This is a genomic window from Allobosea sp. TBD101, assembly GCF_059817965.1.
The window spans coordinates 5,470,346-5,497,190 of sequence record NZ_CM187543.1 but is presented as its reverse complement, the minus strand read 5'-3'; the positions used below and the strand labels follow the sequence as shown (position 1 = coordinate 5,497,190).

The 26,845-nt window shown below is 67.4% G+C and carries 26 protein-coding genes; 6 read left to right on the top strand and 20 right to left on the bottom strand.

The annotated features are described in order from the left end of the window. Nucleotides 1-10 precede the first annotated feature (10 nt). Nucleotides 11-1,393, bottom strand: a complete 1,383-nt coding sequence (locus AC6RIC_RS26560; protein WP_499734613.1) for a leucyl aminopeptidase family protein — start codon at nucleotides 1,391-1,393, stop codon at nucleotides 11-13. A gap of 129 nt (nucleotides 1,394-1,522) precedes the next feature. Between AC6RIC_RS26560 and AC6RIC_RS26555 the strand changes: the two genes are divergently transcribed. Continuing rightward, entirely contained in the window at nucleotides 1,523-2,416 is an 894-nt protein-coding gene (locus AC6RIC_RS26555; RefSeq protein ID WP_499734612.1) for a tetratricopeptide repeat protein, read from the top strand. 165 nt (nucleotides 2,417-2,581) lie between these two features. On the opposite strand, the gene AC6RIC_RS26550 is transcribed toward AC6RIC_RS26555, so the two are convergent. From AC6RIC_RS26550 to AC6RIC_RS26510, 9 genes are all read right to left on the bottom strand, one after another. After that, nucleotides 2,582-3,559: a type II secretion system F family protein gene (locus AC6RIC_RS26550; RefSeq protein WP_454658838.1), complete on the bottom strand. Its 978-nt coding sequence runs from the start codon at nucleotides 3,557-3,559 to the stop codon at nucleotides 2,582-2,584. A gap of 8 nt (nucleotides 3,560-3,567) precedes the next feature. Beyond that, on the bottom strand, nucleotides 3,568-4,545 hold the full coding sequence (locus tag AC6RIC_RS26545) for a type II secretion system F family protein (RefSeq protein WP_454658837.1): 978 nt from the start codon (nucleotides 4,543-4,545) through the stop codon (nucleotides 3,568-3,570). A 27-nt stretch (nucleotides 4,546-4,572) separates the two neighbouring features. Continuing rightward, a complete protein-coding gene (locus tag AC6RIC_RS26540; RefSeq protein WP_454658836.1) occupies nucleotides 4,573-6,021 on the bottom strand; it encodes a TadA family conjugal transfer-associated ATPase in 1,449 nt (482 codons plus the stop codon). Nucleotides 6,022-6,101: 80 nt separating this feature from the next. Then, nucleotides 6,102-7,367: a CpaE/TadZ family protein gene (locus AC6RIC_RS26535; protein WP_499734611.1), complete on the bottom strand. Its 1,266-nt coding sequence runs from the start codon at nucleotides 7,365-7,367 to the stop codon at nucleotides 6,102-6,104. Next, nucleotides 7,367-8,110 (bottom strand): CpaD family pilus assembly protein, encoded by a 744-nt coding sequence (locus AC6RIC_RS26530; RefSeq protein ID WP_499734610.1) that lies wholly within the window; start codon nucleotides 8,108-8,110, stop codon nucleotides 7,367-7,369. Before AC6RIC_RS26530 ends, AC6RIC_RS26535 begins: the two co-directional genes overlap by 1 nt. A 36-nt stretch (nucleotides 8,111-8,146) precedes the next feature. After that, nucleotides 8,147-9,586 (bottom strand): type II and III secretion system protein family protein, encoded by a 1,440-nt coding sequence (locus tag AC6RIC_RS26525; protein WP_454658833.1) that lies wholly within the window; start codon nucleotides 9,584-9,586, stop codon nucleotides 8,147-8,149. After that, complete coding sequence (gene cpaB / locus AC6RIC_RS26520; RefSeq protein WP_454658832.1) at nucleotides 9,583-10,344, bottom strand: Flp pilus assembly protein CpaB; 762 nt, start codon at nucleotides 10,342-10,344, stop codon at nucleotides 9,583-9,585. The genes AC6RIC_RS26525 and cpaB overlap by 4 nt, the downstream gene beginning before the upstream one ends. Nucleotides 10,345-10,468: 124 nt before the next feature. Beyond that, entirely contained in the window at nucleotides 10,469-10,981 is a 513-nt protein-coding gene (locus AC6RIC_RS26515; protein ID WP_454658831.1) for an A24 family peptidase, read from the bottom strand. Between the two features lie 142 nt (nucleotides 10,982-11,123). Then, nucleotides 11,124-11,306, bottom strand: a complete 183-nt coding sequence (locus AC6RIC_RS26510) for a Flp family type IVb pilin (RefSeq protein ID WP_454658830.1) — start codon at nucleotides 11,304-11,306, stop codon at nucleotides 11,124-11,126. A gap of 415 nt (nucleotides 11,307-11,721) precedes the next feature. Between AC6RIC_RS26510 and AC6RIC_RS26505 the strand changes: the two genes are divergently transcribed. The 3 genes from AC6RIC_RS26505 to AC6RIC_RS26495 all read left to right on the top strand — a co-directional run bounded on the left by AC6RIC_RS26505 (nucleotide 11,722) and on the right by AC6RIC_RS26495 (nucleotide 13,675). Continuing rightward, complete coding sequence (locus AC6RIC_RS26505; RefSeq protein WP_454658829.1) at nucleotides 11,722-12,222, top strand: pilus assembly protein N-terminal domain-containing protein; 501 nt, start codon at nucleotides 11,722-11,724, stop codon at nucleotides 12,220-12,222. A 191-nt stretch (nucleotides 12,223-12,413) separates the two neighbouring features. Continuing rightward, a complete protein-coding gene (locus AC6RIC_RS26500; RefSeq protein ID WP_454658828.1) occupies nucleotides 12,414-13,064 on the top strand; it encodes a TadE/TadG family type IV pilus assembly protein in 651 nt (216 codons plus the stop codon). A 14-nt stretch (nucleotides 13,065-13,078) separates the two neighbouring features. Beyond that, nucleotides 13,079-13,675 carry a TadE/TadG family type IV pilus assembly protein gene (locus AC6RIC_RS26495; RefSeq protein WP_499734609.1) on the top strand — a complete coding sequence of 199 codons (597 nt, stop codon included), beginning with the start codon at nucleotides 13,079-13,081 and terminating at the stop codon, nucleotides 13,673-13,675. 236 nt (nucleotides 13,676-13,911) lie between these two features. Here the strand turns inward: AC6RIC_RS26495 and AC6RIC_RS26490 are convergent, their stop codons facing one another. The 3 genes from AC6RIC_RS26490 to AC6RIC_RS26480 all read right to left on the bottom strand — a co-directional run bounded on the left by AC6RIC_RS26490 (nucleotide 13,912) and on the right by AC6RIC_RS26480 (nucleotide 16,385). Further along, a complete protein-coding gene (locus tag AC6RIC_RS26490; protein WP_499734608.1) occupies nucleotides 13,912-14,439 on the bottom strand; it encodes a retropepsin-like aspartic protease family protein in 528 nt (175 codons plus the stop codon). 132 nt (nucleotides 14,440-14,571) lie between these two features. Beyond that, a complete protein-coding gene (locus tag AC6RIC_RS26485; protein ID WP_499734607.1) occupies nucleotides 14,572-15,492 on the bottom strand; it encodes a ribokinase in 921 nt (306 codons plus the stop codon). Further along, nucleotides 15,489-16,385 (bottom strand): 2-dehydro-3-deoxygalactonokinase, encoded by an 897-nt coding sequence (locus AC6RIC_RS26480; protein ID WP_499734606.1) that lies wholly within the window; start codon nucleotides 16,383-16,385, stop codon nucleotides 15,489-15,491. The genes AC6RIC_RS26485 and AC6RIC_RS26480 overlap by 4 nt, the downstream gene beginning before the upstream one ends. Nucleotides 16,386-16,627: 242 nt before the next feature. On the opposite strand from AC6RIC_RS26480, the gene AC6RIC_RS26475 reads away from it, so the two are divergent. Then, nucleotides 16,628-17,512 carry an aldose epimerase family protein gene (locus AC6RIC_RS26475; RefSeq protein WP_499734605.1) on the top strand — a complete coding sequence of 295 codons (885 nt, stop codon included), beginning with the start codon at nucleotides 16,628-16,630 and terminating at the stop codon, nucleotides 17,510-17,512. Between the two features lie 158 nt (nucleotides 17,513-17,670). On the opposite strand, the gene AC6RIC_RS26470 is transcribed toward AC6RIC_RS26475, so the two are convergent. The 6 genes from AC6RIC_RS26470 to trpA all read right to left on the bottom strand — a co-directional run bounded on the left by AC6RIC_RS26470 (nucleotide 17,671) and on the right by trpA (nucleotide 23,167). Further along, the gene (locus AC6RIC_RS26470) at nucleotides 17,671-18,336 is read right to left on the bottom strand and encodes a L,D-transpeptidase (protein WP_499734604.1); all 666 of its coding nucleotides are present in this window, start codon (nucleotides 18,334-18,336) and stop codon (nucleotides 17,671-17,673) included. 132 nt (nucleotides 18,337-18,468) lie between these two features. After that, complete coding sequence (locus AC6RIC_RS26465) at nucleotides 18,469-19,311, bottom strand: aldo/keto reductase (protein WP_499734603.1); 843 nt, start codon at nucleotides 19,309-19,311, stop codon at nucleotides 18,469-18,471. A 24-nt stretch (nucleotides 19,312-19,335) separates the two neighbouring features. After that, the gene (locus AC6RIC_RS26460; RefSeq protein WP_454658820.1) at nucleotides 19,336-19,758 is read right to left on the bottom strand and encodes a hypothetical protein; all 423 of its coding nucleotides are present in this window, start codon (nucleotides 19,756-19,758) and stop codon (nucleotides 19,336-19,338) included. Nucleotides 19,759-19,963: 205 nt separating this feature from the next. Continuing rightward, nucleotides 19,964-21,286: a bifunctional folylpolyglutamate synthase/dihydrofolate synthase gene (locus AC6RIC_RS26455; protein ID WP_499734602.1), complete on the bottom strand. Its 1,323-nt coding sequence runs from the start codon at nucleotides 21,284-21,286 to the stop codon at nucleotides 19,964-19,966. A gap of 29 nt (nucleotides 21,287-21,315) precedes the next feature. Beyond that, nucleotides 21,316-22,215, bottom strand: a complete 900-nt coding sequence (gene accD, locus AC6RIC_RS26450; RefSeq protein ID WP_454658818.1) for an acetyl-CoA carboxylase, carboxyltransferase subunit beta — start codon at nucleotides 22,213-22,215, stop codon at nucleotides 21,316-21,318. A 106-nt stretch (nucleotides 22,216-22,321) separates the two neighbouring features. After that, the gene (gene trpA, locus AC6RIC_RS26445; protein ID WP_499734601.1) at nucleotides 22,322-23,167 is read right to left on the bottom strand and encodes a tryptophan synthase subunit alpha; all 846 of its coding nucleotides are present in this window, start codon (nucleotides 23,165-23,167) and stop codon (nucleotides 22,322-22,324) included. Nucleotides 23,168-23,245: 78 nt separating this feature from the next. Here trpA and hrpB point away from each other — a divergent pair, with 78 nt between their 5' ends. Then, nucleotides 23,246-25,750 (top strand): ATP-dependent helicase HrpB, encoded by a 2,505-nt coding sequence (gene hrpB, locus AC6RIC_RS26440; RefSeq protein WP_499734600.1) that lies wholly within the window; start codon nucleotides 23,246-23,248, stop codon nucleotides 25,748-25,750. A gap of 269 nt (nucleotides 25,751-26,019) precedes the next feature. Here the strand turns inward: hrpB and AC6RIC_RS26435 are convergent, their stop codons facing one another. Next, on the bottom strand, nucleotides 26,020-26,826 hold the full coding sequence (locus tag AC6RIC_RS26435) for a DUF1194 domain-containing protein (RefSeq protein WP_499734599.1): 807 nt from the start codon (nucleotides 26,824-26,826) through the stop codon (nucleotides 26,020-26,022). Between the last annotated feature and the right edge of the window lie 19 nt (nucleotides 26,827-26,845).

Here is a 26,845-nt window from a genome sequence, read left to right as displayed (position 1 = left end):
CCGATCAGCCTTAACTGCGCGGATAAAGCTGCTTCACCAGCGCGTGGATCAGCCTTGCACCCTGGCATTCGCCGCCTTCCGGCCGTCCCGGCCTGGCCGCCGGATTCCAGGCATAGATGTCGAAATGGACATAGGATTGCGCCTTCTCGACGAAGCGGTTGAGGAACAGCGCCGCCGTGACCGAGCCCGCCATACCGCCGCTGGAGATGTGATTGACGTCGGCGATCTTGGACTCGAGCAGGCCGTCATAGGGCGGCCAGAGCGGCAGCCGCCAGACTGGGTCGTTCATGGCCATGCCGAGCCGGGCGATCTCGGCGGCGAGGCTTTCGTCATGCGTGTAGAAGGGCGGCAGTTCAGGCCCGAGCGCGGTCCGCGCGGCGCCGGTCAGCGTCGCGAAATCCACCAGCAGCGCCGGCGCCTCTTCGTCGGCGAGAGCCAGCGCATCGGCCAGGATCAGCCGACCCTCGGCATCGGTATTGCCGATCTCGACCGAAAGGCCCTTGCGGCTGGCCAGCACGTCGCCGGGCCGGAAGGCATTGCCCGACACGGCGTTCTCGACGGCCGGAACGAGCAGGCGCAAGCGTACCGGCAGCTTCGCCAGCATGATCATCCGCGCCGCCGCGATCGCTGCCGCCGCGCCGCCCATGTCCTTCTTCATCAGCAGCATCGAGGCATCGGGCTTGAGATTGAGCCCGCCGGTGTCGAAGGCGACGCCCTTGCCGACGAGTGTGACCTTGGGATGGGCGGGATCGCCCCAAGTGAGGTCGACGAGCCGCGGCGCCCGCGTCGAGGCACGGCCGACCGCGTGGATCATCGGGAAATTGCGGGCGATCAAGTCGTCGCCGATGATGCTGGTGACCGTCGCACCGCATTCGGTGGCGAGTCCGCGGATCGCCGCTTCGATCTCGCCCGGTCCAAGCTCATTGGCCGGCGTATTGACGAGGTCGCGCGCCAGCATCGCGGATTCGGCGATCTGGCTGATCTCCTCGCCATCGATGCCATCGGGGATGACCAGCCGGGCGCGTGCCGGGTTCGGCTTGCGGTAGCGATCGAAACGGTAGCCCTGCAGCAGCCAGCTCAGCGTGGCCAGCGCGGGATCGCCGATCTCTCCCGACAAGATGTAATCGCCGGCGGGCAACAGCGCGGCGAGCCGCCCGGCCGCGAACGGATCGGGCCGGCGCGCGGTAGCATCGATGCCGAGCAGGACAGCCGCCAGCGCCCCTTGTGCGTCGGGCAGCAGGCAATGCTGGCCGGCGCGGGCTGCGAACCCCTGCGCAAGGGCGAAGCTGCGCTGGGCCGGAGAGAGCTTGTCCTGAAGCGCGGGCCAGGTGCTGGCCGAGACGACGTGAACGGGAATGGCGGCGGCGGGAGCGGAGATCAGAAGACTATGCACGGAGCGCTGTTTCGGTTTCGGGCAGGGGCGTCGGGGAGGCAATTAAGAATGCATTAGGGTTAACGCTTTATCACCGGATCGACCAGTGAACCCATCCAGACGACCCGTTTTCGGGAGGCGATCCGGCCCATGTCTTCTGCCCGGCCCCATTCTTCAGCCCGCGAGCCCGCGCGGGGCTCCCGTACAGGTCTCGGCCTCGCCGTCTGTCTTGCGGCGCTCGTTCTTGCCGGCTGCCAGGGCCGTGGCGGTCTGGGTGACATCACCGGCTCGATCGGCCGCAGCCAGGCTAGCCAGCCGCGCACCGCGTCGGACTGGCAGGCTGATCGCGAGACCTGGGCCAAGCGCTACGATGCCAATCCCAAGGACCGCGACGCCGCCTTCTACTATGCGCGGGCGCTGCGGAGCCTCGATCAGAACGCACAGGCCCTGGCCGTGCTGCAGAGCGCCATCCTCATCCATCAGGACGATCGCGAGCTGCTCGGCGCCTATGGCCGCACGCTCGCGGACAACGGACGTTTCCGGGAGGCGGACGACGTGCTGTCGCGGGCGCATTCGCCCGAGCGTCCGGATTGGCGAATCCTGTCGGCGCAGGGCACGGTCGCCGACCAGCTCGGCGAGCACGCGCGCGCCCAGCAGATCTACCAGTCGGCGCTGAAGCTTGCTCCCAACGAGCCGACGATCATGTCGAACTACGGGCTGTCGCTCGCCCTGTCGCGCAACCTGCCGGAGGCCGAGCGCATTCTGTCCGAGGCCGTGGCCTCCGAGCGGGCGGATGCTCGCGTCCGCCAGAATCTCGTGCTGGTCCTCGGCCTGCAGGGACGCTTCGGCGAGGCCGAGACCCTCGCCCGCCGCGACCAGAGTCCGGCCGAGGCCGCGGCGGCGATCGCCTATCTCAAGCGCAGCGTCAGCCAGCAGAACAGCTGGGAGTTGCTCAAGGGCGGCAAAGGTCGGGCTCAGGCGCCGGCGCGGCAGCCGGCGGTCCAGGGAGCGGGTGCCATGCCTGCCGCCGCCCCGCCGGCCTGAAGACGGCATCTCCGACGAACCTGGCGCGTCTCGGAAGACTCGTGCAGAACCGAAGAAGGCCGGAGCCCTGGGGCTCCGGCCTTCTTCGTCAGCGGGCCTAATGCCGAAGCGTGCAACGGTGCTGCCATCTTTGCGCGGGGTCGAAACCCGGCGATCGCGCAGCCTTCACTTCCAGTGGAAGACCTGCACCAGGGCGGGCGTCATGATGATGACGAACAGCACCGGCAGGAAGAACAGGATCATCGGCACCGTGAGTTTCGGCGGCAGCGCAGCCGCCTTCTTCTCGGCCGCCGACATGCGCTGGTCGCGGCTTTCCTGGGCCAGGACGCGCAAGGCGGTGCCGAGCGGCGTGCCGTAGCGCTCGGCCTGGATCAGGGCCGTCGAGACCGATTTCACGCTCTCGAGGCCGGTGCGGATCGCGAGGTTCTCGTAGGCGATGCGCCGGTCGCTCAGATAGGACAGCTCGGCCGTGCACAGCGCGAATTCCTCCGCCAGCGGCACCGACTGGTTGCCGATCTCGCCCGCGACCTTCCGGAAGGCGTGCTCGATCGACATGCCGGATTCCACGCAGATCAGCAGCAGGTCGAGCGCGTCCGGAAAGGCCTGGCGCATCGACATCTGCCGTTTGCTGGCCTGGTTCGACAGGAAGATTTCCGGAGCCTTGATGCCGAGATAGGCGCCGGCGATCGCCATGGCGATCTTGATCGTGAAGGGCTGGCCGAAACCATTGATGGCGAAGACGTAGAACAGCGTGAACAGGAACAGCCCGACAGGAGCGGCGAGGCGGAAGAACAGGAAGGTGACTTCCGCCTGGGGGCCGCGATAGCCGGCCATGGCGAGCTGCTTCTTGGCGTTTTCCGTGCCGAGCCAGTCGCCCAGTTTGAAGCGCTCCACGATGCGCCGCATATAGGCTTTCGGCTCCTGCCGCAGCGAAACCTTCTCGTTCTGCCGGTTGAGTCTCTCGCGTTCGCGGGCGCGGATTTTTTCGCGCTCCGTCGCGACATTCTTCATGCGCTTCTGGAGATTGTTGCCCTCGGTCAGCGGAATCGCGATCGTCAGCACGGTCGCTGCCGCCGCGATGGCGGCCAGCAGCGCCAGCATGAACTGCGGATTGGTGACGCTGTTGGCGATCTGGGCAATCATTGTCCGTCTCAGATGTCGAAATTGATCATCTTTTTCATGATGAAGATGCCGATGAGCATCCACAGGCCGCTCGCGACCAGCGCAACCTTGCCGGCCTGGGTGATCCAGAGAAGCTCGATGTATTTCGGGGTGGTGAGCCAGACGAGGATGGCCACCACCGGGGGCAGCGACCCGATGATGGCCGCCGAGGCCTTGGCTTCCATCGATACCGCCGCGATCTTGTCGCGCATCTTGCGGCGCTCGCGCAGCACGCGTGACAGGTTCCCGAGCGTCTCGGAGAGGTTGCCGCCGGTCTTCTGCTGGATGGCGATGACGATCCCGAAGAAATTGGCCTCGGCGCAGGGCATGCGCTCGTTCAGTTTGACGACGGCTTCCGACAGCGGCAGGCCCAGCGCCTGCGACTCGATGATCATCCTGAATTCGCTCTTCACCGGCTCCGTGGCTTCGTTCGCGATGATGCGCAGGCAGTCGTTCACGGGCAGGCCCGCCTTGATGCCGCGCACGATGACGTCGAGCGCGTTGGGGAACTCGACCCCGAAATTCTTCAGGCGCGTGCTCTTGCAACGTTTCAGGAACCAGGCAGGCATGCCGAAGCCGCCGATGAAGAGGCCGACGAGACCGAGGATCCAGTTTCCGCTCGCGAGCCACAGCAGGAGCCCGACCGCGGCCGCGATTCCCGCGCTGATCCCGTAATATTTCTTGGGGGTCCAGGTTAAGCCGGCCTGGCCGATGCGCTGCTCGAGCGAGATCTTGTTGCGCGCGTTCTCGCGGTTCTCGATATCCTTCAGGCTCTGCGCGATCTGGCCGCGTTTGTTGCGGGCCTGCGCCTCCCGGTCGATGCCGCGCACCGCGCTCGGCCCGGCGAACTCCTTGCGCCGCTTCTCGGCGCGCTTCTCGCCGCTGAGCGTCGGATAGAGCAGGGCGTAGACCACGCCGCCGACGGCGATCATGGCCAACAGCGCGACGGCGAGCATGCTCGTGTTCATGCCCGGCCTCCGCGCGAGAGCTTCCGTTCAGAGGGCATGGCTGGTGCCCGCTTCTTCGAGCTGGTCGAGAGCGGCGGCGAGGCGCTGGTCCTCGTTGAAATAGCGCGCGCGCTCCCAGAAGCGCGGCCGCCCGACGCCGGTGGCGCGGTGCCGGCCGATGAGCTTGCCGGCGGCATCCTCGCCGACGATGTCGTAGAGCATCAGGTCCTGCGTCGTGATCACTTCGCCTTCCATGCCCATCACTTCGGTGATGTGGGTGATCCGGCGCGATCCGTCGCGCAGGCGCTGGGCCTGGATGATGACGTCGACCGACGAGCAGATCATCTCGCGCAGCGTCTTCGAGGGCAGGGAGAAGCCGCCCATGGTGATCATCGATTCGATACGGCTCAGGCACTCGCGGGGCGAGTTGGCGTGCAGCGTGCCCATCGAGCCGTCATGGCCCGTGTTCATCGCCTGGAGCAGGTCGAAAGCCTCGGGTCCGCGCACCTCGCCGACGATGATACGTTCCGGACGCATGCGCAGGCAGTTCTTGACGAGGTCGCGCATCGTCACCGCGCCCGTGCCTTCGAGGTTGGGCGGGCGTGTTTCGAGACGCACCACATGCGGCTGCTGGAGCTGCAGCTCGGCCGCGTCTTCGCAGGTGATGACGCGCTCGTCTTCGTCGATATAGTTGGTCAGGCAGTTGAGCAGCGTCGTCTTGCCGGAACCCGTGCCGCCCGAAATGACGATGTTGCAGCGGACCCGTCCGATGATCTTCAGGATCTCGGCGCCCGGCGGCGAGATCGCGCCGAACTTGACGAGCTGGTCGAGCGTCAGCTTGTCCTTCTTGAACTTGCGGATGGTGAGCGCCGGGCCGTCGATGGCCAGCGGCGGCGCGATGACGTTGACGCGCGACCCGTCGGCGAGGCGCGCGTCGCAGATCGGCGAGCTTTCGTCGACGCGCCGGCCGACCTGGCTGACGATGCGCTGGCAGATGTTCATCAACTGCGCGTTGTCGCGGAAGCGGATATTGGTGAGCTGGATCTTGCCGGCGGTTTCGATGAAGGTCCGGTTGGCCCCGTTGACCATGATGTCGGCGATGTCGTCGCGGGCCAGCAGGGGCTCGAGCGGTCCGTAGCCGAGCACGTCGTTGCAGATGTCGTCGAGCAGCTCTTCCTGCTCCGCGATCGAGAGCACGACGTTCTTCAGCGAGATGATCTCGTTGATGATGTCGCGGATTTCCTCGCGCGCCGATTCGGCATCGAGCTTCGCGAGCTGCGACAGATCGATGGCCTCGATCAGCGCCCCGAAGATCATGCTCTTCATCTGGTAGTAGTCTTCGGAGCGCGGGGTCGCCTCGACCACCGGCGCGACCCTGCGTTCCTCCATGGCGGCCGGAGCGAGCTCGGGTTTGCGCGACGCGGCCTGGGCGGCCACGGGCGCTCTTGCGTTCAGGTTGGGCGCGGTACCGGCGCCTGCGGATCGCTTGCCGAACATCTCAACACTCTCCCGCCCGATCCGGGCCGGTCTCTTGCCTGGCGTGCGGGCGTCTCCCCGTCATCGTCAGTCCCTGTCCCTCACGAAGCCTTGCGGCGCTTCAGCTTCGCGACGAATGGCTCGAGCAGGCTGCGCCGGCCCCGCTTGGCTTCGCCGCGTCCGGTCAGCGCGCTGGCGATCTGGGTGAAGGCCTCGGTCGCCTTGCTGCCCGCCTGCACCTCGGCGATCATCTGGCCGTTATTGGCGGCCGTGCCGAACAATTGCGCGTCGAATGGAACCGTGCTGAGCACGTCGATGCCGAGTGCCTTGGAGAACTCTCCGGCGTTGATCTCCGGCCGCTTGGGGACGCCGACGCGGTTGAGGACGAGCCGGGCGACGGCATCGTTGGGTCGCGTCGCCCGCGACAGGTCGACCAGGTTCTTGGCGTTGCGCAGGGAGGCGAGCTCGGGTTCGGCGACGATGAGGATTTCGTCGGCGCCGAGCACCGTCCGCTTCACCCAGGCGTTCCACTGATGCGGCACGTCGAGGATGATGCAGGGCACGCTGGCGCGCAGCAGGTCGAGGAGCTGTTCGAGCGCGTCCTCGTCGAGATCGACCGTCCGGTCCAGGATCGCCGGAGCGGCCAGCAGCGCGAGATTGTCGCTGCAGCGCGACAGGAGCCTGTCCAGCATGTTGGAATCGAGGCGCTCGGGCGCGAATACCGCTTCCGCGATACCTTGCGGCGGGTCCTGGTTGAAGTTGAGCCCGGCCGTGCCGAAGGCGATGTCGAGGTCGACCACGACGGTCGAGGCATCGAGATTGCGCGCGATCGCCCAGGAGATGTTGTGCGCGACGGTCGAGGCGCCGACGCCGCCCTTGGCCCCCATAACCGCGATGACGCGGCCGAGATTGCGGGCCTCCGGGGAGATGTAGAGCTCCGACAGCGTGCGCAGGATGTCGAGGGGCTCCAGCGGCGCGATCAGATATTCGCTGACGCCGCGGCGGATCAGGTCGCGATAGAGCTGGACGTCGTTGACATGGCCGATCACGACGACCTTGGTGCCGGGGTCACAGCTTTCGGACAGGGATTCGAGATGCGAGACCAGCGTTGCGGGGTCGGCCACGGCTTCGAGCACGATGACGTTGGGCGTGGGCGCGGCGCGGAAGGCCTCGACGGCGGCCGCCGGCCCGCCCATCTGGACGCGGGCATGGGCCTTGTCCATGCGCCGGTCGGCGACCGCGGCCTGCATGGTCGCGGCGACGGCCGGCGTTTCGCAGAAAGCCTGCAGCGTGATGCGCGGCAGCGGCGCGATGATCTCGTCGTTCGGCAGGTCGAGCGCGGGGACGTCGCGGGTTTCGGCGTGCATCAGTTGCCTCCGACCGCCGAGTTGATCTGCGGCGTCTGCTGGCGGTACTGGGTCGAGGGATCCCGGCCCTCGCGAAGCTTGGTGATGGCGCCCATGCGCTTGACGATGTCGGGGCGGCCCTCGTCGCGGGAGCGGACGAGATCGATCGGATCGGCAATCTGCGCCGCCAGCGTCGCCTGCGATGTGCAGCCGAAATTCCAATAGGGTGCGTTCGAGGCCGAGAACCTGAAATCGGAGGCGCCCAGGTCTGTCGGCCATTGTCCGCAAGAATGCGCCACGCTTGCCTGCAGCGAAGCGAAGGTCAGGCGGATCGGCGAGGTCAGGCCGGGATCCCGGACGGAATAGCTGCGGACGCTGAGGACGGCGGGTGAGACGCCTCCGCGCGACAGCGCTGCCCGGATGCCGTTCAGCGTGTCATGGGCCGCTCGGTCGCGGCGATCGCCGGTCGGGACCTCGGCCACCAGGCCGCCTTTGCCGGAGCGGCGAAATTCGCGGGCGAAGCTGGCGACATCCTCGGCCTGCCGGGCATCGAGCGTGCTGCCGCTGCGCCCGACGAAGACGTCGAGCGAGCGTGGAGCGTCGCGCAGCACGATCGGGTGCCGCTCGCGCACGTCTTCCGGTCCGTAGGCGAGCGTGTCGCCCTCGGGCGCGCGCTTGGCGCAGCCGCCGAGGAGGGCACTGAGCGCCAGCACGGCGACGATCAGGCGTGGTCCTGTCGAGTCGATCCGGGAGGAAACCGTCATGGTCGGGCCATCCATCATCGTTGTCGCGGGGGGCGCTCAGTCGGCGATGAAGCCGACGCGGCCCTTGTAAGCCTGCGGAACCGGGCCGCCGCCGCTGCCGTAGATCTTGTTCAGGCGGCCGAGCAGAATCGCCTGGGCGTCGTGGGTCTCGACGAAGCCGTCATCGGGCCGCTGGACCTCGCTCGGCTGCATCGGCTTGGCGATGTAGGGCGTGACGGCGATCATCAGCTCGGTCTCCTCGCGCTGGTAGTCGCGCGACCGGAACAGCACGCCGATGACCGGCAGGTTCATCAGGCCGGGCAGGCCGTTGATCGAGGTCTTGGAGACGCGCTGGATCAGGCCGGCGGTGGCCAGCGTGCCGCCGGACGGCAGCTCGACCGTCGTGTCCGACTTGCGTACGCGGAAGGCGGGGACGGTGACGGTGGGCTGGCCGGATCCGCCCTGGAGCACGATCTGGTTCTCGAAGTCGAGTTCGGTGACCTCGGTCGCGATGCGCATGCTGATCTTGTTCGCCGAGAGCACGATCGGGGTGAAGTTCAGGGCGACGCCGATCGGCTTGTAGGTGACGCCGAGCGTGCAGACGGCCTTGGCTGGGTCGCAGGTGTAGCCGGTCGGGATCGGAACCTCGCCGCCGGCGGTGAATTTCGCGCTCTCGCCCGAGATCGCGGTCACCGTCGGCTCGGCCAGGACGCGCGCCATGCCGGCCCGTTCCAGCGCCCGCAGCGTGAAGTTCTTGGAATTGCCGATGCCGGCACTGATCGCCGAGGCGGACAGGGCCTGCGGCGAAAGCGAGAGGGGGTTGTCGATCGTGGGTGTGATCGAGAAGTTGCCGAGCTTCCATTCGCCGCTGGAATTGATGCCGAGCTGCTTGATCGCCTTGCGCGCGACCTCGGACACCGTGACCTTCACCATCACCTGGTCGCGGTCGCGGATGGTCAGCGAGTTGATCACCGCGCCGGCCCTGAAGGAGGAGGCGCCGCCGACGAAGGCCTTGGCGATGTCGACCGCCTGGGTCGCGTCCGAGGCGTTCGGCACCGTGCCGATGAGCAGGATCGAATCGCCCGCCGGCTTGATCTCGATCTGTGAATTCGGGAGCGCCGTGCGCAGCGTCTGTCTGAGCACGTTGAGATCGCGCCCGACATTGATGTCGAGCGCGGTGATCTGCTGGCCGTCGCCATCCATTACGAACATCGAGGTGTTGCCGTCGGCGATGCCGATGACGAAGAGCTTGCGCGCCGTCCGGACCACCGCGTTGGCGACCTTCGGATTGGCGACGAAGACCTCCTTGGCGTCGCGCGGCAACTCGACGATCAGCGAGCGCCCGATCGAGAGGTCGAGCTTGCGGGAGATCGCGTTCTCGCTCGAGCCGACGTTCAGGACGGGAGCGGGTCCGCTTCCTGTGGACTGGGCGGCGGCGCTGCCTGCGGCCAGAGCGAGCGCGAGGGCCGTCGCGAGGCGGAGAGAAGATCTGATCATGGCTTCACGCTCTTCGAGGTGACACCGTAGCGCACGAGCGTCATGGAGTTGTCGGCTTGGGCGGGCGGGTTCTTTTCGCCGGCATCCTTGAGGCTGCGCAGGGCCAGCGAGAGCGAGCCCGACTTCTGGGCCTGGACCAGCCCTTCGACCTGTCCCGGCTCGATCTCGAGCGTCGCGGTCTCGCCGACCACGACCTTTTCGCCGTTGCGTTCCTGCACGTTCTGGCCGATCGCCAGGACGCGGATATTGCGCAGGATGACTTCGCTGACGTGGCCATCCGATTCGCCGCGCGAGGTTGAGATCACGTCGACACGGTCGTTGGGAAGGATGAAGCCGCCGGCGGTGTTGGCGCCGCGGCTGTCGGTCGAGATCGCGACGGCGCGCATGCCCGCGGGCAGGACCGCCGAGAGGAAGCCGGTTCCGTCGGTCTTGATCAGCTTCTCGCGGCGGATCGGCTCGGCGCCGAGGGTGGCATAGCGCGCCACCTGCCCGATGATCTCTGTTTCGGCTTCGGGCGTTTCGTCCTTGCGGATGATGCCGGCCGGCACGCTGGCCAGCGGCCAGTCGAGCCAGCGCAGGTCGGTGGCCGTCACGGTGTTGCCGACCGGGATGTCGGTCGCCGCGACCAGGACCGGCACGGTCGGCGCCTGTTCGATCTTTGCGACGGGCGCGGGGGCTTTCGGGCTCTGGACGAGCACTGCCGCGCCCAGCCCTGCTACGAGCGCGACCGCGAGAATGATGATGCGTGCGGGACTCATGGACGAACGACCCTCGGCCAAGTGTGATTGGCTCTCGTCCCGGATCGTCGTCGGGAAACGTCAACTTATGGTTAATCGGTCGTATATTTTTTGAGCGCTGCTGACGTTACGGCCGCGCGGCGGGTCAGAGGCCGATCGCGGCGTGCCAGATCCTCGTTTCCGGCAGGACGAGCAGCGCGGCGAAAGCCAGCGCGATGCCGTAAGGTACGCCCTCGTTGGCGGCGTGCAGCCTGCGCAGCCATGGCCATGTCTCCATCAGCGCCGGCAAGGGGCGGGCGCGCAGCATGAGAAGGGCGAAGGTCAGGAGGCCGCCGAATAGGCCGGCGATCGACAGATAGGGCATGAGCTGATCGAAACCGAACCACAGGGCGGTCGCGGCGGCGAGCTTGGCGTCGCCCCCGCCGATCCAGCCGGCAGCGAACAACCCGAAGGAGATGGCGAGAACGAGCGCCCCGGCAGCCAGGTGAGAGCCGAGTTTGCTGAGATCGAAGCCCAGCACGGCCGCGCAGACCGCGAAGCCCGCAATCAGGATCAGGCAGAGCCGGTTCGAGATCGTCATCGAAACAAGATCGCTCGCGGCCGCATAGGCCATGGCGAGCGGAAAAAGACCAAGGACGAGGACAAGGGACAGCGACATGGAAGCGGGCTCCGGATGCGTGTCATCCTGACGTTGGTTTGTCACTGAAAGCTTTACGCGGATGCGGAAAGCTCACCTGAAGAAAGAAAGGCGCTCCGGTTGCCCGGAGCGCCCTGGCGTCACCCTTGCGGGCAACTATGGCTTAGCCGCCGGTGCCGGCGTTCTTCAGCGTGTCCGAGATGGTCGTGAACTTGGCGATCAGCTCGGTGCCGACGGTGGTCATCGCGGTGATGGCGGCGACGGCGATCAGGGCGGCGATCAGGCCGTATTCGATGGCGGTGGCGCCGGACTCGTCCTTGACGAAGCGAGCGAAAAGATTGGTCATGCTGAAACTCCTTTACACCACGGTTTGACGGCTGCCTGTGCTCTGAGGTGGCTTCGGTCAGCGACAGGAACGACACTAGCCCGCTCGTCTTGCCGATCGGTTAAGAGGATCGAAGAATTGGCTTGTTTTCGGTCGTGTTTTTTCTGTGGTTAACGCTCGATTTAGCAGGCATAAATCAAATGGCAGCTTATGAGTAAAGCCAGATTGACGAGTTTTGATCGGTAAACAAGGCGTTTAATCGATCGAATAGCGTCAATTTATTTCGAGTTTGCCTCGATATAAGCGCTCGATCTCTCCGTTATTTCGCTGCGGCACGATCGGTTCAGCCGTATGAGATCGCTGTCCGCGGCGTGCTTAGGGTTTGATTCATCATTTTGGGCTTCATTGAGGAGGTCGCAAAGCTTGAGGCGCCGCCATGTTGATCATTCGTGCTCCTGAAGGGCGCCGTCGGCTGACGCGCTGGGTGGCCGCGACAGCCCTCGCGATCACCATCTGCGGGACCGCTGCCGCCGCGCCGCAGCGTGAAAAATCCGAAAGCGTGGTCGTTCTCGTCGATCACGCCAAGGTCGTGCGCTTGCCCGAGAAGGCTCAGACGGTTGTCGTCGGCAATCCGGCCATCGCTGATGTGGCGGTGCAGCGCAACGGCGTCATGATCGTCACCGGCAAGAGCTTCGGCGTCACCAACCTGATCGCGCTGGACGCCAACGGAACGCTGCTGGCCGAATCGATGGTGCGGGTCGGTGCGGCGTCCGACGAGGTTCTGACGGTTCAGCGGGGCATGGACCGTGAAAGCTATGCCTGCAATCCGAACTGCGAGCCTTCGATCCAGATGGGCGATGCGCAGAGCTTCTTCGGCCGCACCGCAGGGCAGGCGAGCGCGCGCAACGCGCTCGCGGCGGGCGGCGCGCGGAACTAGGGCAGGCCCTGGCAGTCGAAACCCCTTGAAGCCTGTTGCAGGAACGCGCGCGCGGCACGCGCTCGTGCGTGCGGCGATGGTTAGCGAAAGCTTCATGCCGTTTCGCGCTGGCCGGCGGCGCTCCTAACCGATCGGAAATTCTTTTGTCGTAGAGATTTTTGGCCTGGGCCGAAGCTCGATGAGGCAAATGGATGTTCGACCGAACGAAAAATGGGCCGTTGCCGAGTAGAGTGCCGCAGCGCCGCGGCGTTCGCTTCCCGCTGCTTCGGCGCTTCCGTCGCTCCCAGGATGGCGTGGCCGCCGTAGAGTTCGGCTTCGTCGCGGTACCGTTCTTCGCGCTTCTCTTCGCGATCTTCGAGACGGCCCTGATGTTCTGGTCCAACCAGATTCTCGAAGAGTCGCTGTCGCAGGTTTCGCGCTCGTTGGTCACGGGGCAATCGCGGACGCTCTACAATGCGCCCACCGGCGCGGCGAACGCTGTGAAGTTCCGCGACGCCATCTGCGCCCGTGCGCCGATAGGGCTCATCGATTGCTCGAAACTGTATGTCGACGTCCGCGTCTACAACAGTTTCTCCGCCGCGTCGTCCGGGACGGCGGGGAGCAATCCGATTGCCGGCGGGGGCCTCAATACGACCGGCTTCGGCTACACCCAGCCGCAGGGCAACGACATCGTCGTCGTGCGCGCCGTGCTCGACTACAAGCTCTTCCTGACGGGCTGGGCCTCGACGGGGCTGGCCAATATCGGGTCCCCCGGGTCAGGCCGCCGCGGTATCGTCGTGAGCATGGCCTTCCGGGCCGAGCCCTTCGTCGCGTCGGGCGCCACTCCTCCTGCAGGGTCTTGATCGGGATGATGGGCATGCGCAAAAAGACGGGTCCGCGCCTCTGGCGCCGGTTCTGCCGCGATCGGGAAGGCGTGGCGCTGGTCGAGTTCGCCATGCTGATGCCGGTGATGCTCGTCGCCTATGTCGGCATGGTGGAGGTGGTGCAACTCGTGATGGTCAACCGCAAGGTCACGCAGCTGACCTCGGCTCTCAGCGATCTCACGGCGCGCGTCCAGTCGGTTTCGCCCGCGGAAGTCGAGAATATCTTCAATGCCGCGCAGACGATCCTGATGCCGTACGACTACAACAATGCCTCCATGGTGATCGCCAATGTCGTCATCGACGCGACCGGCGTTGCCAAGGTCTGCTGGAGCAACGAGCGCAATGGCGTCGCGCCGGGCCGGGGAACCACGGTCATCGTTCCCGACAGCGTCCGGGTTCCGAATACCTCGGTCATCATGGCGCAGGCGAGCTACAAGTACACGCCAAACCTCGGCTATGTTATCACCGGGACGCTCACGCTCGGCGACAACCCGATCTATGCGCGTCCGCGCAATGGCCTGGCCGGCGGCTCCCCGAGCGTCGAACAGGTGGTGCGGACCGGCACCAACGCCTGCCCGAACTTCAGCTGAAACGCTTCGCGACGCGGCGACCGGTCGGACGGTCCGCGTTCCCGCGAACACAGGCTCGCCTCCAACGCCCCCTGGTTTCGCACTCTTTGCAGTCCCGAGCGCAGAAGCCGCCATGCGCGGTTGCCGGAATGGCTCGAGAGCATTTTCGAGCGAAGTGGACGCCGGTTCGCGTAAAGAAAATGCAACAAAACAAGGACCTGGAGCCATTCAGCGATTCGGAGAATTGCGGAATGGCTCTAGCCGCGCAGCACCATGCGCCCGGTCTGGACCTCGTAGCCCAGGAGTTTGCTGAGGAAGGAGTTGCCCAAGAGGCTCATCGAGAGCGCGCGCTCGGGCAGGACGACGGCATCGACATTGCGGACGACGATCTCGCCGAGCCGGATCTCCCGCAGCACGGTGCGGAAGCCGACGATCGTGCCGTTGGCCGTGCTGAGCATGACCTTGCGCGACGAGGCGTCGTTCCTGATCCCGAGCGCTTGCGCGTCGGCGGATGTCAGCGCCACGAAGCTGGCGCCGGTGTCGACCATCATCTTGATGCGGTAATTGTCGACCGAGGGGTGCACGATGTAGTGCCCGCGATAATCGGCCGCGACCGCAAGCGTCGTGGGCGTGCGTGGTCCGGGCGCTCTCTGCGCTGTCGCGGCGACCGCGGCGGCGGGCGCTTCGTTCGCCATGCGCGGGGCGAGCCAATGCGTATAGGACAAGGCCCCGACGACAGCGGCACCGGCCACGCTCAACGCCCAGATCAATGGTGATGTCGTCACGGTCCCTCCGGTCCCTCCGCCGGTGCTCGCACGATGCGGAAGCGAGCCCTGACGAAGCGTGAACGGGCTGCATGCATTTGCGTGCAACCGGAGGAGGAGACCTGGCGGAGTGCCGAAACGCTTAATCCGGACTTACCGGCGGGGTTCGCCGGCAAGCGTGGCGGCCAGGGCCGCGATCTCGGCCGCAGAGGGGATGCTCGGCTGGGCTCCCCGCTTGGTGCAGGCGAGCGAACCGGCGGCGAGCCCGTCGCGCAGTGCAGCGCCCATCGCCTTCCCGGCGGCGAGCGCTGCAGCGAAGGCACCGGTGAAGCTGTCTCCCGCCGCGACGGTGTCGACGACCGCGACCTGCGGCGCGTCGAGCCGATGGCGGGTGCCGTCGATCCAGGCCACGACTCCGGCTGCTCCCAGCGTCGCGATTGTGGCGATGCGCCGCTCGGCGTCGAGCCGGCGGGTGATCACATCCGGATCGCGATCCGGCCAGCCGAGCGCTTGCGCGAGCACCATCGCCTCGTGCTCGTTGACGATCAGGATATCGAGCTGGTCCAGCAGGGCAGCCGACGGCGCCTCTGCCGGGGCGAGGTTGAGGATCACGCGCCCGCCGGCTTGCTTCATCGCGCGGGCGGCCTCCAGGCAGGCTTCCTCGGGAACCTCGCGTTGCAGCAGCAGGATATCCTCCGCCGCAAGCTCGAGCTGCCGCAAGGCATCCGGCCGCACAACGGCATTGGCGCCGGCTGCGACGATGATCTGATTGGCGCCGTCGCGATCCGTCGCGATGAAGGCGGCGCCGGTCGGCTCGTCAACCAGTGCGACATGATCGAGATCGACGCCGTCGGCGGTGAGCAGCGCCAGCGCGGCATCGCTGAATCTGTCCCGCCCGGTCGCGCCGACGAGCACGACATCCGCGCCGGCACGGCGGGCCGCGAGCGCCTGGTTCGCTCCCTTGCCGCCGGGATGCAGGGCATAGCCCGGGCCGAGCACGGTCTCGCCCGGCCCCGGCAGGCGCTCGACCGGGGTCACGAGATCGATATTGATCGAGCCGAAGACGACGATCATGCCGGGAGATCCGCCGCGAGCCGCCTGACGCCAGCGACGAAGGCCGCCTCGGGGGAGATGAGCTGGAGGTCGTGACCCCTCGCTCGCAAGCCGGCACCATAGCTCTCGGCCAGCGCTCCGTCCGCGACGAGATGGACCGTTTGGCCCTCGCCGAACAAGGCCTCGGCCCCGGCGATCTCCTGTCCGACCAGGAGTGCGGAGAGATAGGGCCCGACCGCGCCGCCCGGCATCCGGCCGGCAAGGACCTCAGTGCGGGCGGCGAAGGCGGTGTTGAGCAAGCCTCCGGGCCGGCCGGCAGCAGCGCGGCCGCGGGCGGCGCCTTCGACGGCGTCCGCGTCCGAGGGAGCTTCGGCCAGTCGGGCGAGAATCGAATCGTTGCGCAACAGCCCATAGATCTCGCCGGTCATGAAGCTGGCGAAGCGGGTGATGCGGCCCTGCCTGATCTCGGCCCATTTCGAATGGGTGCCGGGCAGGCAGGCGATGCCGTCGCTCAGGCCCAGCCCGACGATCAGGGTCTCCTCGCCGCGCATCACGTCGAAGGCGCCGTCGTCGCAGCTCAGGCCGGGCAGGATGGTGGCGTTCGTTCCGGCATCGAGCTCAACCTTGATCGCGGCGGCCGCGATCTCGGCGGGGGAGGCCGGGCAGGCGACATAGCGCGCCTCGATCCAGCCATTGCGGCTGCCGACCATGCCAGCGAGCACGATCGCTGCATCGGGCGCAGCCTTCAGGAAATCGCCGGCAAGCTCGGCGAAAGCTTCCGGATAGCCGCCAGCCGGGACCGACTGGATGCCGCGATCGGCGATGCGCCGCTCCAGCACTGCGCCCGTCTCCGAGATCAGGAAGGCGCGTGCGCGGGTCGTGCCCCAGTCGAGCGCGATCAGAGGTTTGGGCATGGCAGGCTCCGGCAGCAGCATCGGACCGAAAAGTGGAATCCACTTTCCGGAAGAAGCCGATGCGACAATACATGTATGGATCGCCGTTATCGCGTCCGATAGGACGCGCGGCGATCCAAGGCGCGCGACTGTCTCTGCCGTGCCCGGTCCGGTCAAGAGCCGGGACCGAGAAGCCTTGTGCAAGGTATGACTTCCCGGCAACCCTGAGATTCGGGATCACGAGGACGAATCGGACAAGCCGGATGCTCGAACTGCAAGCAGGCGGCCTCGACGCCGTCATTCATCCCGAGATGGGCGGCATCGTCTCCTCCCTGAGCTGGCGCGGACCGGACGGGCGGCGCCATGACGTGCTCTACCCGCCTGCCGGACGGCAGCCGGGCACGACCTCGCCGAATTTCTTCGGGACATGGGCGCTGCTGCCTTTCGCCAACCGCGCCTTCGGCTGCGTCGTCGACGATGGCGAGCAGCGCTTTCTCGTCCCGCAGAACGATCCGGGCGGGGCGATCCACGGTTTCGGCTGGCAGGCCGCATGGGACGTTCTGGAGTATGACCGCGGTCATACCGTCCTTGAACATCTGCGAACCGAGGGAATTGATCCCTATCGCTACCGGGCGCGGCAGGAAGTCATCCTCGATGACACCGGTATGACCATCCGGATGACGATCACCAACGAGGCAGCGACGGCACTACCGTTCGGCATGGGGCACCATCCCTGGTTTCCCTGCGCTGCCGACACGCGCCTCGTCATGCGCAGCGACGGCGCGCTGGTCTTCGGCGAGGCCTTCCGCGCGACCGGCCAGCAGGCCTTCGCCGATGGCGGCCCCTATGCCGAGGCGCAGCCCTTCCGCGCGGAGACCGTGACCGCCTGGAGCTTCCTCGGCTGGGACGGCACGGCCCGGATCGAGACGCCCTCGACCGGCCTCGCGATTACCTTGACCGCGAGCGATAATCTCGACTGCCCGGTGGTCTGGGCACCGGCCAGCGCTGATTTCCTCTGCGTCGAGCCGCAGAGCCACGCCATCGGCGCGCCGAGCGAACCGCCGGCGCGTGCCGCCGCACCGCTCCAGCGTCTGGCGCCGGGCGAGATGCTGGAAGGCTGGCTCAGGATCGTGCCCGAGGCGATCTAGCGCTTGAAAGCTTGTGCGGAAACCCGTCGGTCATCCCGGGCTTGACCCGGGATCCATCGTAGAGTGCCGAGCCCTCCGATGGATTCCGGATCGGCGCTGCTTCGCAGCTTGTCCGGAATGACGACGCATTTTTCCGTCAAGCGGGGCGCTTTCGCCCGTCAGCGCCAGCCGTAGCCACGCGGGTAATAGGGCTGGTAGCCATAGGCGCCGGCCGGCAGCGTGGGCCGCAGCAGGATCTGGCCGCGCGCTGTTTCCCAGTCGCCGCCGCGGCGCTGCTGGGCGACGCTCGTCGCCTGATGGTGCTGCTTCGCCTTGGCGATTGTCTGCTTGGACGACTGAGCCTTCGCGAGCTTGGTCTTCGACGGCGATGAGGCCTTGGCGAAGCGCGAGAGATTGTCGGGCGCGGCGCCGTGCAACGCGATCTTGGTCTGGCTGGAGCCATGCTTCTTCACCAGCGCAAAGAGCTTGGCGGCGTTGGCGGGGTGCAGGCGGATGCAGCCATGCGAGGCCGGGCGGCCGAGCGCGCCGACGGCCGTGGTGCCGTGGATCGCGTAGCCGCCACGGAAGAACACGGAATGGGGCATCGCCCCGCCGTACTTGCGCGAGTACCAGTTCTTCTCGAGCCGGGTCGGTCGATAGACGCCGTTAGGCGAGCGGAAGCCCTTGCGGCCGGATGAAATCTTCCAGTCGTAGATCTCGCCGTCGGTGGTGGTCACCGACATGCGCTGGGCAACGATATCGACCCTGACATCGACGCCGGCATGGGCGGCGCCGGCGAAAGCCGACAGGATGAGGGCGGCCAGGATGCCGAGAACGCGACGCATCACACTCACTCCGAAAAACGCTACTGCTGGATGAGGCGTTATCGAGCTCTGACGGCTGCCGCCCTTGACTCTAGGAAAGCGCCGACGCCGCCGGCTTGTAAAGCCGGAAGGCGGAACGTGGTTTCCGGCGACTCAGATCATCGGCAGCGAGGCAGGCTTGCGGCCGCGCGGGAAGGCAGCGTCGATCCGGGCGATCTCTGCCTCCGACAACGCGAGGTTCAACGCGCCGGCATTGTCCTCGAGATGGGCGACCCGGCCGGCCTTGGGGATAGCAAACACGCTGTCGCGCCGGGTCAGGAAGGTGAGCGCGACCTGCCGGGGCGTCGCACCATGGCCCGCCGCGATCTCGGCCAGGACCTTGCCTTGAGGGGTGCCGGCGGCCGGAAAATCGTCATGGCCGAAGGGGCTGTAGGCGACGACGGCGACGCCGTTCCGCTCGCACCATGGGATCACCGCATGCTCGATCGCGCGCTCGCGCAGATGGTAGAGCACCTGATTGCAGGCGATCCTGCCCTTGCCGGCGGCGGCGAGCGCCTCGTCGAGATCGTCCTCGTCGAAATTGCTGACGCCCCAGGACAGGATCTTGCCCTCCTGCTGCAGCGCCTCGAAGGCGGCGAAGGTCTCTTCAAGGGGATGCGGGCCGCGCCAGTGCAGCAGGTAGCAGTCGAGCCGGTCGGTCTTCAGCTGCTTGAGCGAGCGCTCGCAGGCGGCCTGAACGCCGCGTCGCGAGGCGTTGTGCGGCAGCACCTTCGATACGAGGAAAACCGCGTCGCGCCGGCCTGCGATGGCTTCACCGATCAGCGCCTCGGCGCGGCCGTCGCCATACATCTCGGCCGTGTCGATATGGGTCAGGCCAAGATCGAGCCCGCGCCGGAAGGCCGCGATGGCCTCGCGCCGGTCACCTTGCTCGCTGTACCAGCTACCCTGGCCGATGGCCGGGACGAGCGGGCCCGAGGCTCCGAAGCTGCGCTGCATGACGCTGTCCTATGGTGTCCAGCCTCAGTCGACCGCGATCTCGAAACGCTCGTGGCGGATCTCGCCATCATTGTAGCGGATGCGCACGAGGAAGCTGTCGGGGCCGCGATAGCCGCGCTTCGAGGCATATTCGAAGGCGAGCGACGGCCCGACCTTGCCGTCGCAATGCCGCATCGGCCCCGGACCGTATTCGGCCGCGGCCTTGCGGGTCGCCAGCCGGACCTTGCCGTGCCGGGGCGGCTCGGTCAGCACGCCCTTGGGGCGCGGAACCGGCCGGCAGCGCTCGTCCATCGTCATGAAGGTCTTCTGCAGGAAGGTCCGCTTGCCGGATGCGACCCGCTCCGTGCTGTCGGCTTGCCCCGGCGCTGTTCCCTCGGTCGTGACGCATCCGCCGAGCATGCCGCAGAGCAGGGTGGCGCCGACGACGATCAATCCGGGAACGGGCATGGCTTCCCTCTCTACGGTTCGGCAGGAGATTCGGAACCTGCCGTTCCTCTGAAAAATACCTCGTCATCCCGGGCGACCGTAGGGAGACCCGGGATCCATGCCGGAACGCCAACCGGAGAGGCTCCGGAATGAATCCCGGATCTCCGCTTCGCTCCGTCCGGGATGACCCGCGCTTCCTAAACACGGCGCTGCACACATCCGACAATTAGGTCGGCGGCGTGCCGTTATCCGAGAGTACCTCGCCCGCGAGATAGAGCGAGCCGCAGATCAGGATGCGCGGCGGCACCGGCCAGTCGCGCGCAGCGATCGTCCGCAGCGCCTGCTCGACCGAGCTGGCGACTTCGGCGACGAGCCCGGCGCTGCGGGCAGCCTCCGCGACCTCCTCGGCCGGGCGCGCGGCCAGCGAATTATGGATTGGCACGGCGTAGAGCACCTGCGCCAGCCCCTTGAAGTGGCGCAGCGTCGCGGCCGCATCCTTGGTCGAGAGCAGCCCGGCGATCATCACCAGCGGCGCCGGATTGCGATCGGCGAGATCGGCCATGGCCTGGGCGAGCACGCGCCCGCCATCGGGGTTATGGCCGCCGTCGAGCCAGAGCTCAGCCCGTTCGGGCACGATTTCTGCGAGGGCGCCGCGCGACAGGCGCTGCAATCGCGCCGGCCAGTCGGCTTGGCGCATCCCGTCCTCGAAGGCGCGGGTCGGCAGGGCGCCGTAGCCGGCTGCCCGCAGCGCGGCGATCGCCGTCCCGGCATTGATGTGCTGGTGCCGGCCGGACAAGCGCGGCAGCGGCAGGTCGAGCAGCCCGTCCTGATCCTCGTAGACCAGCCGCCCGCCGGCTTCGTGGACGTTGAAATCCTGCGCGCCGATCAGGATTTTCGAGGCGCCCGCGCGTTCGGCCGCGGCTTCAAGAACGGCGGTCGGTTCGGGCTCCTGCGGCGCGATCACGGCCGGGGCACCGCGCTTGAAGATGCCGGCCTTCTCGCCCGCTATCTTGGTGACGGTGTCGCCGAGATATTCGGAATGGTCGAGCGAGACCGGCGTCACCACCGTGCAGGCCGGGTGCGCGATGACATTGGTCGCGTCGAAGCGCCCGCCGAGCCCGACCTCCAGCAAGAGCACATCCGCCGGATGCTCGGCGAAGAGCAGGATCCCGGCGGCTGTCGTCATCTCGAAGAAGGTGATGGGCTCGCCGGCATTGATCGCCTCGCAGCGCTCCAGTGCCTCGACCAGCTTGTCCTCGGCGACGAAGCGCCCGCCGCCGGGCGCGCCCAGCCGGATGCGTTCATGGAAGCGCACCAGATGCGGCGAGATATAGACATGGACGGAGAGGCCGGCCGCCTCGAGGATCGCCCGCATGAAGGCGATGGTCGAGCCCTTGCCGTTGGTGCCGGCGACATGGATCACCGGCGGCAGCTTCTTCTGGGGATCGCCGAGCCGCTCCAGCAAGGTGAGGATGCGGCCGAGCGAGAGGTCGATCAGCTTGGGATGCAGCGCCATGAAGCGCGCGAGCAAGGCGTCGGAAGACCCCATGACGTGACGGCCCCCAGCCGCAGAATTCCTTAGACGGCCTCGGCCACCGGACGCGCGGGCGCAGCAACCTCTTCCTTCACGGCCGGCTGCTTCGTCAGCAGGCGGCCGAGCCGGGCCAGCGTCTCCGGCAGGTCGCGGCGATGCACGACCATGTCGACCATGCCGTGATCCTTGAGATACTCCGAGCGCTGGAAGCCGTCCGGCAGTTTCTCGCGGATCGTCTGCTCGATCACGCGCGGGCCGGCGAAGCCGATCAGCGCGCCGGGCTCGGCGATATGGATGTCACCCAACATGGCATAGGAGGCGGTGACGCCACCGGTCGTCGGATTGGTCAGAACCACGAAATAGGGCAGGCCCGCCGCGCGCAGGCGCCGCACCGCGACCGTCGTGCGCGGCAACTGCATCAGCGAGAGGATGCCTTCCTGCATGCGTGCGCCGCCGGACGCCGCGAAGACGACATAGGGCGTCTTCTTGTCGAGCGCGGTTTCTGCGCCCTTCACGAAGGCTTCGCCCGCGGCCATGCCGAGCGAGCCGCCCATGAAGTGGAAATCCTGCACGGCCAGCGTCATCGGCAGGCCCTTGACCCGGCCATAGCCGATCTTGAAGGCGTCCTGCATGCCGGTCTTGGCGCGGGCGTCCTTCAGCCGGTCGACATAGCGCTTCTCGTCGCGGAATTTCAGCGGGTCGGTCGCGACTTCGGGCAGCGCGACATCGAGCCATTTGCCGTCGTCGAAGGTCAGCCGCAGGCGCTCCGGCGCGGTGACGCGCATATGGTGCTCGGAGCCGGGGATGACGTAGCCATTGGCCTCGACATCCTTGTGGAACACCATCTGCCCGGAATCGGGGCACTTGATCCAGAGGTTCTCGGGGCTCTCGCGCTTGAACAGCGTCTTGATGCGCGGCCGGACGACTTCGGAAATCCAGTTCATCGGATGAATCCCTGATGGGCTTGTCAGCGCTTGCGCGCCGTCACGCCGAAAATGGGGTCGCGCCTGCCGGCGGGCAAGCGACGCGACCATGAACGAAACTTGGGCCTCAGGCCGCCTTGGCGACGGAGCGGATGCCCTGGGCGAGCTCGCTGACCAGCGAGGTGACAGCCGAAACCGTCTTTTCCGTGGCCTTGCCTTCGCTGTCGAGCGAAAGGCGGACGCGCTCGACAAGCGCCGAGCCGACGACGACGCCGTCCGCCCGCTTGGCGATGGTGGCGGCATCCTCGGCGGTCTTCACGCCGAAGCCGACCGCGACGGGCAGATCGGTATGGCGCTTGATCCGCGCGACGGCGTCGCCGACCGCGCCGTAATCGGCGATGGCGCCGCCGGTCACACCGGTCACCGAGACGTAATAGACGAAGCCGGAGGTGTTCTGCAGCACCTTGGGCAGGCGCTTGTCGTCGGTTGTCGGCGTCGCCAGGCGGATGAAGGAGACGCCGGCCTTCAGCGCCGGCAGGCAGAGCTCCTCGTCCTCTTCCGGCGGCAGATCGACGACGATGAGCCCGTCGATGCCGACGCGGCGGGCATCGCTCAGGAAGGCTTCGACGCCATAGGCCCAGATCGGGTTGTAATAGCCCATCAGCACGATCGGCGTGTCATGGCCGGCCTTGCGGAAGCTCTCGACCATCGCGAGCGTCTTGCGCAGCGTCTGGCCGGCCTTGAGCGCGCGCTGGCCGGCGAGCTGGACGGGAATGCCGTCCGCCATCGGGTCGGTGAAGGGCACGCCGAGCTCGATCACGTCTGCGCCGGCTCCAGGCAGGGCTGCAAGGATCGCGCTCGAGGTCTCGAAATCGGGGTCGCCGGCCGTGACGAAGGTCACGAGCGCCGCCCGGCCCTCGCGGGCGCAGGCCTGGAAACGGTTCTGGATGCGGGTCTGGCCGGTCTCAGTCATGCCGCAGCGGTTAGCATGACACGCGCCGGCTGGCGAGTGGCTTGCGTGCGGCACGCGCCTGCGCCACATCGGCCGGGCATGCGCGCCTTCGACACAGCCCTTCCGATCGACGCCGTCCTCGGTGATCTCGCCGCCGCCCTGCAGGCGCGGCCGAATGCCGTGCTGGTCGCCCCGCCCGGCGCCGGCAAGACCACGCGCGTGCCGCTTGCCCTGCTCGACGAGCCCTGGGCCAAGGGCGGCAAGCTGATCGTGCTGGAGCCGCGCCGTCTGGCAGCGCGCGGCGCGGCGAACCGGATGGCGCAGACGCTGGCCGAGCGCGTCGGCGACACCGTGGGCCTGCGCGTGCGCCTCGGCTCGAAGATCGGCCCGAGGACGCGCATCGAGGTCGTCACCGAGGGCGTCTTCGCCCGGATGATCCTCGACGATCCCGCGCTGGACGGCGTCGCCGCTGTGCTCTTCGATGAATTCCACGAGCGCTCGCTCGATGCCGATTTCGGCCTGGCGCTGGCGCTCGACGCGCAGGGCGGCCTGCGCGAGGATCTGCGCATCCTCGTGATGTCCGCGACGCTGGATGGTGCCCGCGTCGCAAGACTGCTCGGCGATGCTCCGGTGATCGAGAGCGAGGGGCGCGCTTATCCTATCGAGACGCGCTATCGCAGTCGCGACCCGCTGAAGCGCATCGAGGATCAGGTCACCGAGACGGTTCTGCTGGCGCTCAACGAGCAGCCGGGCTCGCAGCTCGTCTTCCTGCCCGGCCAGGGCGAAATCCGTCGCGTTGAGGAGCGTCTGCGCGAAAGATTGCGCGATCCGGCCGTCGAGATCGCGCCGCTCTATGGCGCGCTCGACCAGCGCGAGCAGGACCGTGCCGTGCTGCCGGCCCCGGCGGGCAGGCGCAAGATCGTGCTCGCGACCGCCATCGCCGAGACCTCGCTGACCATCGAGGGCGTTCGCGTCGTCATCGATTCCGGCCTCGCCCGCGTTCCGGTTTACGAGCCCGATATCGGCGTGACCCGGCTGGAGACCCGCCGCGTCAGCCGCGCCGCTGCCGATCAGCGCCGGGGCCGCGCCGGGCGCACCGAGCCCGGTGTCTGCTACCGGCTCTGGGAGGAGGCCGCGACCGGCGCGCTCGAAGCCTTCGCCCGGCCGGAAATCCTATCGGCCGATCTCAGCCCGTTGCTGCTCGATTGCGCCGCCTGGGGCGTGGGCGATCCATTGAGCCTGGCCTTCCTCGATCCACCGCCGACACCCGCCCTCAAGGAAGCCCGTACGCTCCTCGGCAATATCGGCGCGCTCGATGCCGATGGCCGTATCACGCCGGATGGGCGCGCCTTGCAGGCGCTGCCGCTGCCGCCGCGCCTCGCCCGCATGGTCGTGGCGGCCGCGCGCTTCGGGCAGGCGGAAGCCGCTGCCGATCTCGCTGCCGTGCTGGTCGAGCGCGGTCTTGGCGGCGATGCCATCGATCTGGCCGAACGGCTGGAACGCTACGGTCGCGAGCGCGGCGGCCGGGCCGGTGACATGCGCCGCCTCGCCGAGGGCTGGGCCCGCACCGCCGAGCGCAGCATCGGCAAGGGGCAGGCTTCGGCCACCGATCCGCTTTCACCCGGCCTCCTGCTCGCCTTCGCCTACCCGGATCGCGTTGCCAAGGCCCGCGCACCGGGCTCCGGCCAGTATCTTCTCGCCAATGGCCGCGGCGGCGCGCTGGAGCCGTCGCAGCGCCTCGCGCGCGAGCCCTATATCGTCGTTGCGGAGATGACCGGCGCAGCCCAGCAGGCCCGTATCATGGCCGCCGCCGCGATCAGCGAAGCCGAGATCGCGACGCTCGCCTCCCACGGCCTCGCCCCCTTCGCCATCGCGGAGCGCGAGGAGGCGAGCTTCGACCGCACGGCGCGTGCGCTGCGCGTCCGGGCGTTGCGTCGCTACGGGGCGCTTTCGTTGTCGGAGCGACCGCTCTCGGTTGCGAATACGCCCGAGAATGCCGAGGCCTTGGCCAAAGGCATCGCGGCGCTCGGCATCAATCTCCTGCCCTGGAGCAAGGGGCAGAACCAGTTGCGTGAGCGCGCCGCCTTCCTGCGCAAGGCAGAGCCGGAGGCCGGTTGGCCCGACCTTTCCGATGAAGGCTTGTCGCTGGAGCCGGAACTCTGGCTGGCGCCGCATCTCCTCGGCCGCGCGTCCCTCGCTGCGATCCAGCCCAGCGATCTCGATTCAGCGCTGGCGGGCCTTCTGCCCTGGGAGATGAAACGCCGGCTCGACCAGGAGGCGCCGACCCATTTCACTGCCCCGACCGGCTCCTCGCTTGCGGTCGACTACGCCGCCGAGGCTGGCCCGACCATTTCGGTGCGTGTGCAGGAATTGTACGGTCTTGCGACGCATCCGGCGCTGGCAGGTGGGCGCGTGCCACTCGTGCTGGAGCTGCTTTCTCCGGCCCATCGGCCGATCCAGGTCACGCGTGATCTGCCCGGCTTCTGGCGCGGTTCCTGGGCTGCGGTGAAATCCGAGATGAAGGGCCGCTATCCCCGCCATCTCTGGCCGGACGATCCGGCAGCAGCGCTGCCGACGACACGGGCGAAGCCAAGGGGGACGTAGGGGCAGTATGCGCGCCGGTATTCGCTGTCTGGCCTTCTCCCCTTGCGGGAGAAGGTGCCGGCAGGCGGATGAGGGGTCGCGCTGCGCTTTCCGTCATTGCGAGCGCAGCGAAGCAATCCAGGGGGATGGGCTGAACCGTTCAACCCAGTCCTCCTCGATTGCTTCGTCGCTTCCGCTCCTCGCAACGACGGGCAGGTCGAGAGACCCCTCATCCGTCTCGGCTTCGCCGAGCCACCTTCTCCCGCAAGGGGAGAAGGGAGAAGCTTCCCTCAATTCCCCATCCGGTCGCGCCATTGTCGTTCGCCGGCGAGGCAAGTCGCGATATTGCCCGACTGTGCCTTGTGGAAGGTCGCGTCGGCCGGCGCCTCCGCGATCTCGCGCAGCAGCTTCGACTTCGTTGCCTCGACGAACTGGCTCTTTTCCCGGATCGGGATGACGAAGGCGCCGATGCCGGTGATGACGCAGTCTGTGTAATAGGTGTCGAGATTGTCGATGTCGAAATAGCCGGCCTGCTTCAGCATCACCGGCAGGCCATTGATGGCGATGCCCTTGGCGCCGGCCTCGTCGCGCGCCACGGTGACCGGGCGCCCGTCATTGTTGGCGCCGTCGCCGGAGATGTCGATGACGCGCCGCATCGCCGTCACGTTCGACTGTTCGAGCAATTGCACGCCGAGGTCGATCGCGCCCGAGATCGAGGTGCGCCGGCCGCGCCGCGTCGGCGCCTCGCCCAGCTCCTCGGCGAAAGCGATGGCCGCGGCGGGGCCGTCGATCACCTTCCACGGCCGGACGATGTACTGGAAGCTGCCGCCGGCCCATTCGAAATAGGTCACGGCGATCTTGCCGATCGCGCCCTTGTTGATGGCGTCGTGCAGCTGCTTGGAGCGGAAGGCCTCGATATAGCCGTTGCGCTGCAAGGCGAGCTCGTCGAGATCCATCGAATAGGAGACATCGACCGCGAGCACGAGCGCGACATCGACCTCCTCGGGCGGGGCTGCCGCCGTCTGAGCCCAAGGCAGGGCGGGCTGCCACAGCGCCGCCGCTGCCAGACATGAGAGACCGTACAGCCAACGCCGCATCGCCACCTCCGTCGCCGAT

What these genes read in the sequence shown, in the direction of transcription:
- AC6RIC_RS26555 (WP_499734612.1), top strand. Translation starts at nt 1,523, where the DNA reads ATGTCTTCTGCCCGGCCCCATTCTTCAGCCCGCGAGCCCGCGCGGGGC.
- AC6RIC_RS26550 (WP_454658838.1), bottom strand. Translation starts at nt 3,559, where the DNA reads ATGATTGCCCAGATCGCCAACAGCGTCACCAATCCGCAGTTCATGCTG.
- AC6RIC_RS26545 (WP_454658837.1), bottom strand. Translation starts at nt 4,545, where the DNA reads ATGAACACGAGCATGCTCGCCGTCGCGCTGTTGGCCATGATCGCCGTC.
- AC6RIC_RS26540 (WP_454658836.1), bottom strand. Translation starts at nt 6,021, where the DNA reads ATGTTCGGCAAGCGATCCGCAGGCGCCGGTACCGCGCCCAACCTGAAC.
- AC6RIC_RS26535 (WP_499734611.1), bottom strand. Translation starts at nt 7,367, where the DNA reads ATGCACGCCGAAACCCGCGACGTCCCCGCGCTCGACCTGCCGAACGAC.
- AC6RIC_RS26530 (WP_499734610.1), bottom strand. Translation starts at nt 8,110, where the DNA reads ATGACGGTTTCCTCCCGGATCGACTCGACAGGACCACGCCTGATCGTC.
- AC6RIC_RS26525 (WP_454658833.1), bottom strand. Translation starts at nt 9,586, where the DNA reads ATGATCAGATCTTCTCTCCGCCTCGCGACGGCCCTCGCGCTCGCTCTG.
- cpaB (WP_454658832.1), bottom strand. Translation starts at nt 10,344, where the DNA reads ATGAGTCCCGCACGCATCATCATTCTCGCGGTCGCGCTCGTAGCAGGG.
- AC6RIC_RS26515 (WP_454658831.1), bottom strand. Translation starts at nt 10,981, where the DNA reads ATGTCGCTGTCCCTTGTCCTCGTCCTTGGTCTTTTTCCGCTCGCCATG.
- AC6RIC_RS26510 (WP_454658830.1), bottom strand. Translation starts at nt 11,306, where the DNA reads ATGACCAATCTTTTCGCTCGCTTCGTCAAGGACGAGTCCGGCGCCACC.
- AC6RIC_RS26505 (WP_454658829.1), top strand. Translation starts at nt 11,722, where the DNA reads ATGTTGATCATTCGTGCTCCTGAAGGGCGCCGTCGGCTGACGCGCTGG.
- AC6RIC_RS26500 (WP_454658828.1), top strand. Translation starts at nt 12,414, where the DNA reads ATGTTCGACCGAACGAAAAATGGGCCGTTGCCGAGTAGAGTGCCGCAG.
- AC6RIC_RS26495 (WP_499734609.1), top strand. Translation starts at nt 13,079, where the DNA reads ATGCGCAAAAAGACGGGTCCGCGCCTCTGGCGCCGGTTCTGCCGCGAT.
- AC6RIC_RS26485 (WP_499734607.1), bottom strand. Translation starts at nt 15,492, where the DNA reads ATGATCGTCGTCTTCGGCTCGATCAATATCGATCTCGTGACCCCGGTC.
- AC6RIC_RS26480 (WP_499734606.1), bottom strand. Translation starts at nt 16,385, where the DNA reads ATGCCCAAACCTCTGATCGCGCTCGACTGGGGCACGACCCGCGCACGC.
- AC6RIC_RS26475 (WP_499734605.1), top strand. Translation starts at nt 16,628, where the DNA reads ATGCTCGAACTGCAAGCAGGCGGCCTCGACGCCGTCATTCATCCCGAG.
- AC6RIC_RS26470 (WP_499734604.1), bottom strand. Translation starts at nt 18,336, where the DNA reads ATGCGTCGCGTTCTCGGCATCCTGGCCGCCCTCATCCTGTCGGCTTTC.
- AC6RIC_RS26465 (WP_499734603.1), bottom strand. Translation starts at nt 19,311, where the DNA reads ATGCAGCGCAGCTTCGGAGCCTCGGGCCCGCTCGTCCCGGCCATCGGC.
- AC6RIC_RS26460 (WP_454658820.1), bottom strand. Translation starts at nt 19,758, where the DNA reads ATGCCCGTTCCCGGATTGATCGTCGTCGGCGCCACCCTGCTCTGCGGC.
- AC6RIC_RS26455 (WP_499734602.1), bottom strand. Translation starts at nt 21,286, where the DNA reads ATGGGGTCTTCCGACGCCTTGCTCGCGCGCTTCATGGCGCTGCATCCC.
- accD (WP_454658818.1), bottom strand. Translation starts at nt 22,215, where the DNA reads ATGAACTGGATTTCCGAAGTCGTCCGGCCGCGCATCAAGACGCTGTTC.
- trpA (WP_499734601.1), bottom strand. Translation starts at nt 23,167, where the DNA reads ATGACTGAGACCGGCCAGACCCGCATCCAGAACCGTTTCCAGGCCTGC.
- hrpB (WP_499734600.1), top strand. Translation starts at nt 23,246, where the DNA reads ATGCGCGCCTTCGACACAGCCCTTCCGATCGACGCCGTCCTCGGTGAT.
- AC6RIC_RS26435 (WP_499734599.1), bottom strand. Translation starts at nt 26,826, where the DNA reads ATGCGGCGTTGGCTGTACGGTCTCTCATGTCTGGCAGCGGCGGCGCTG.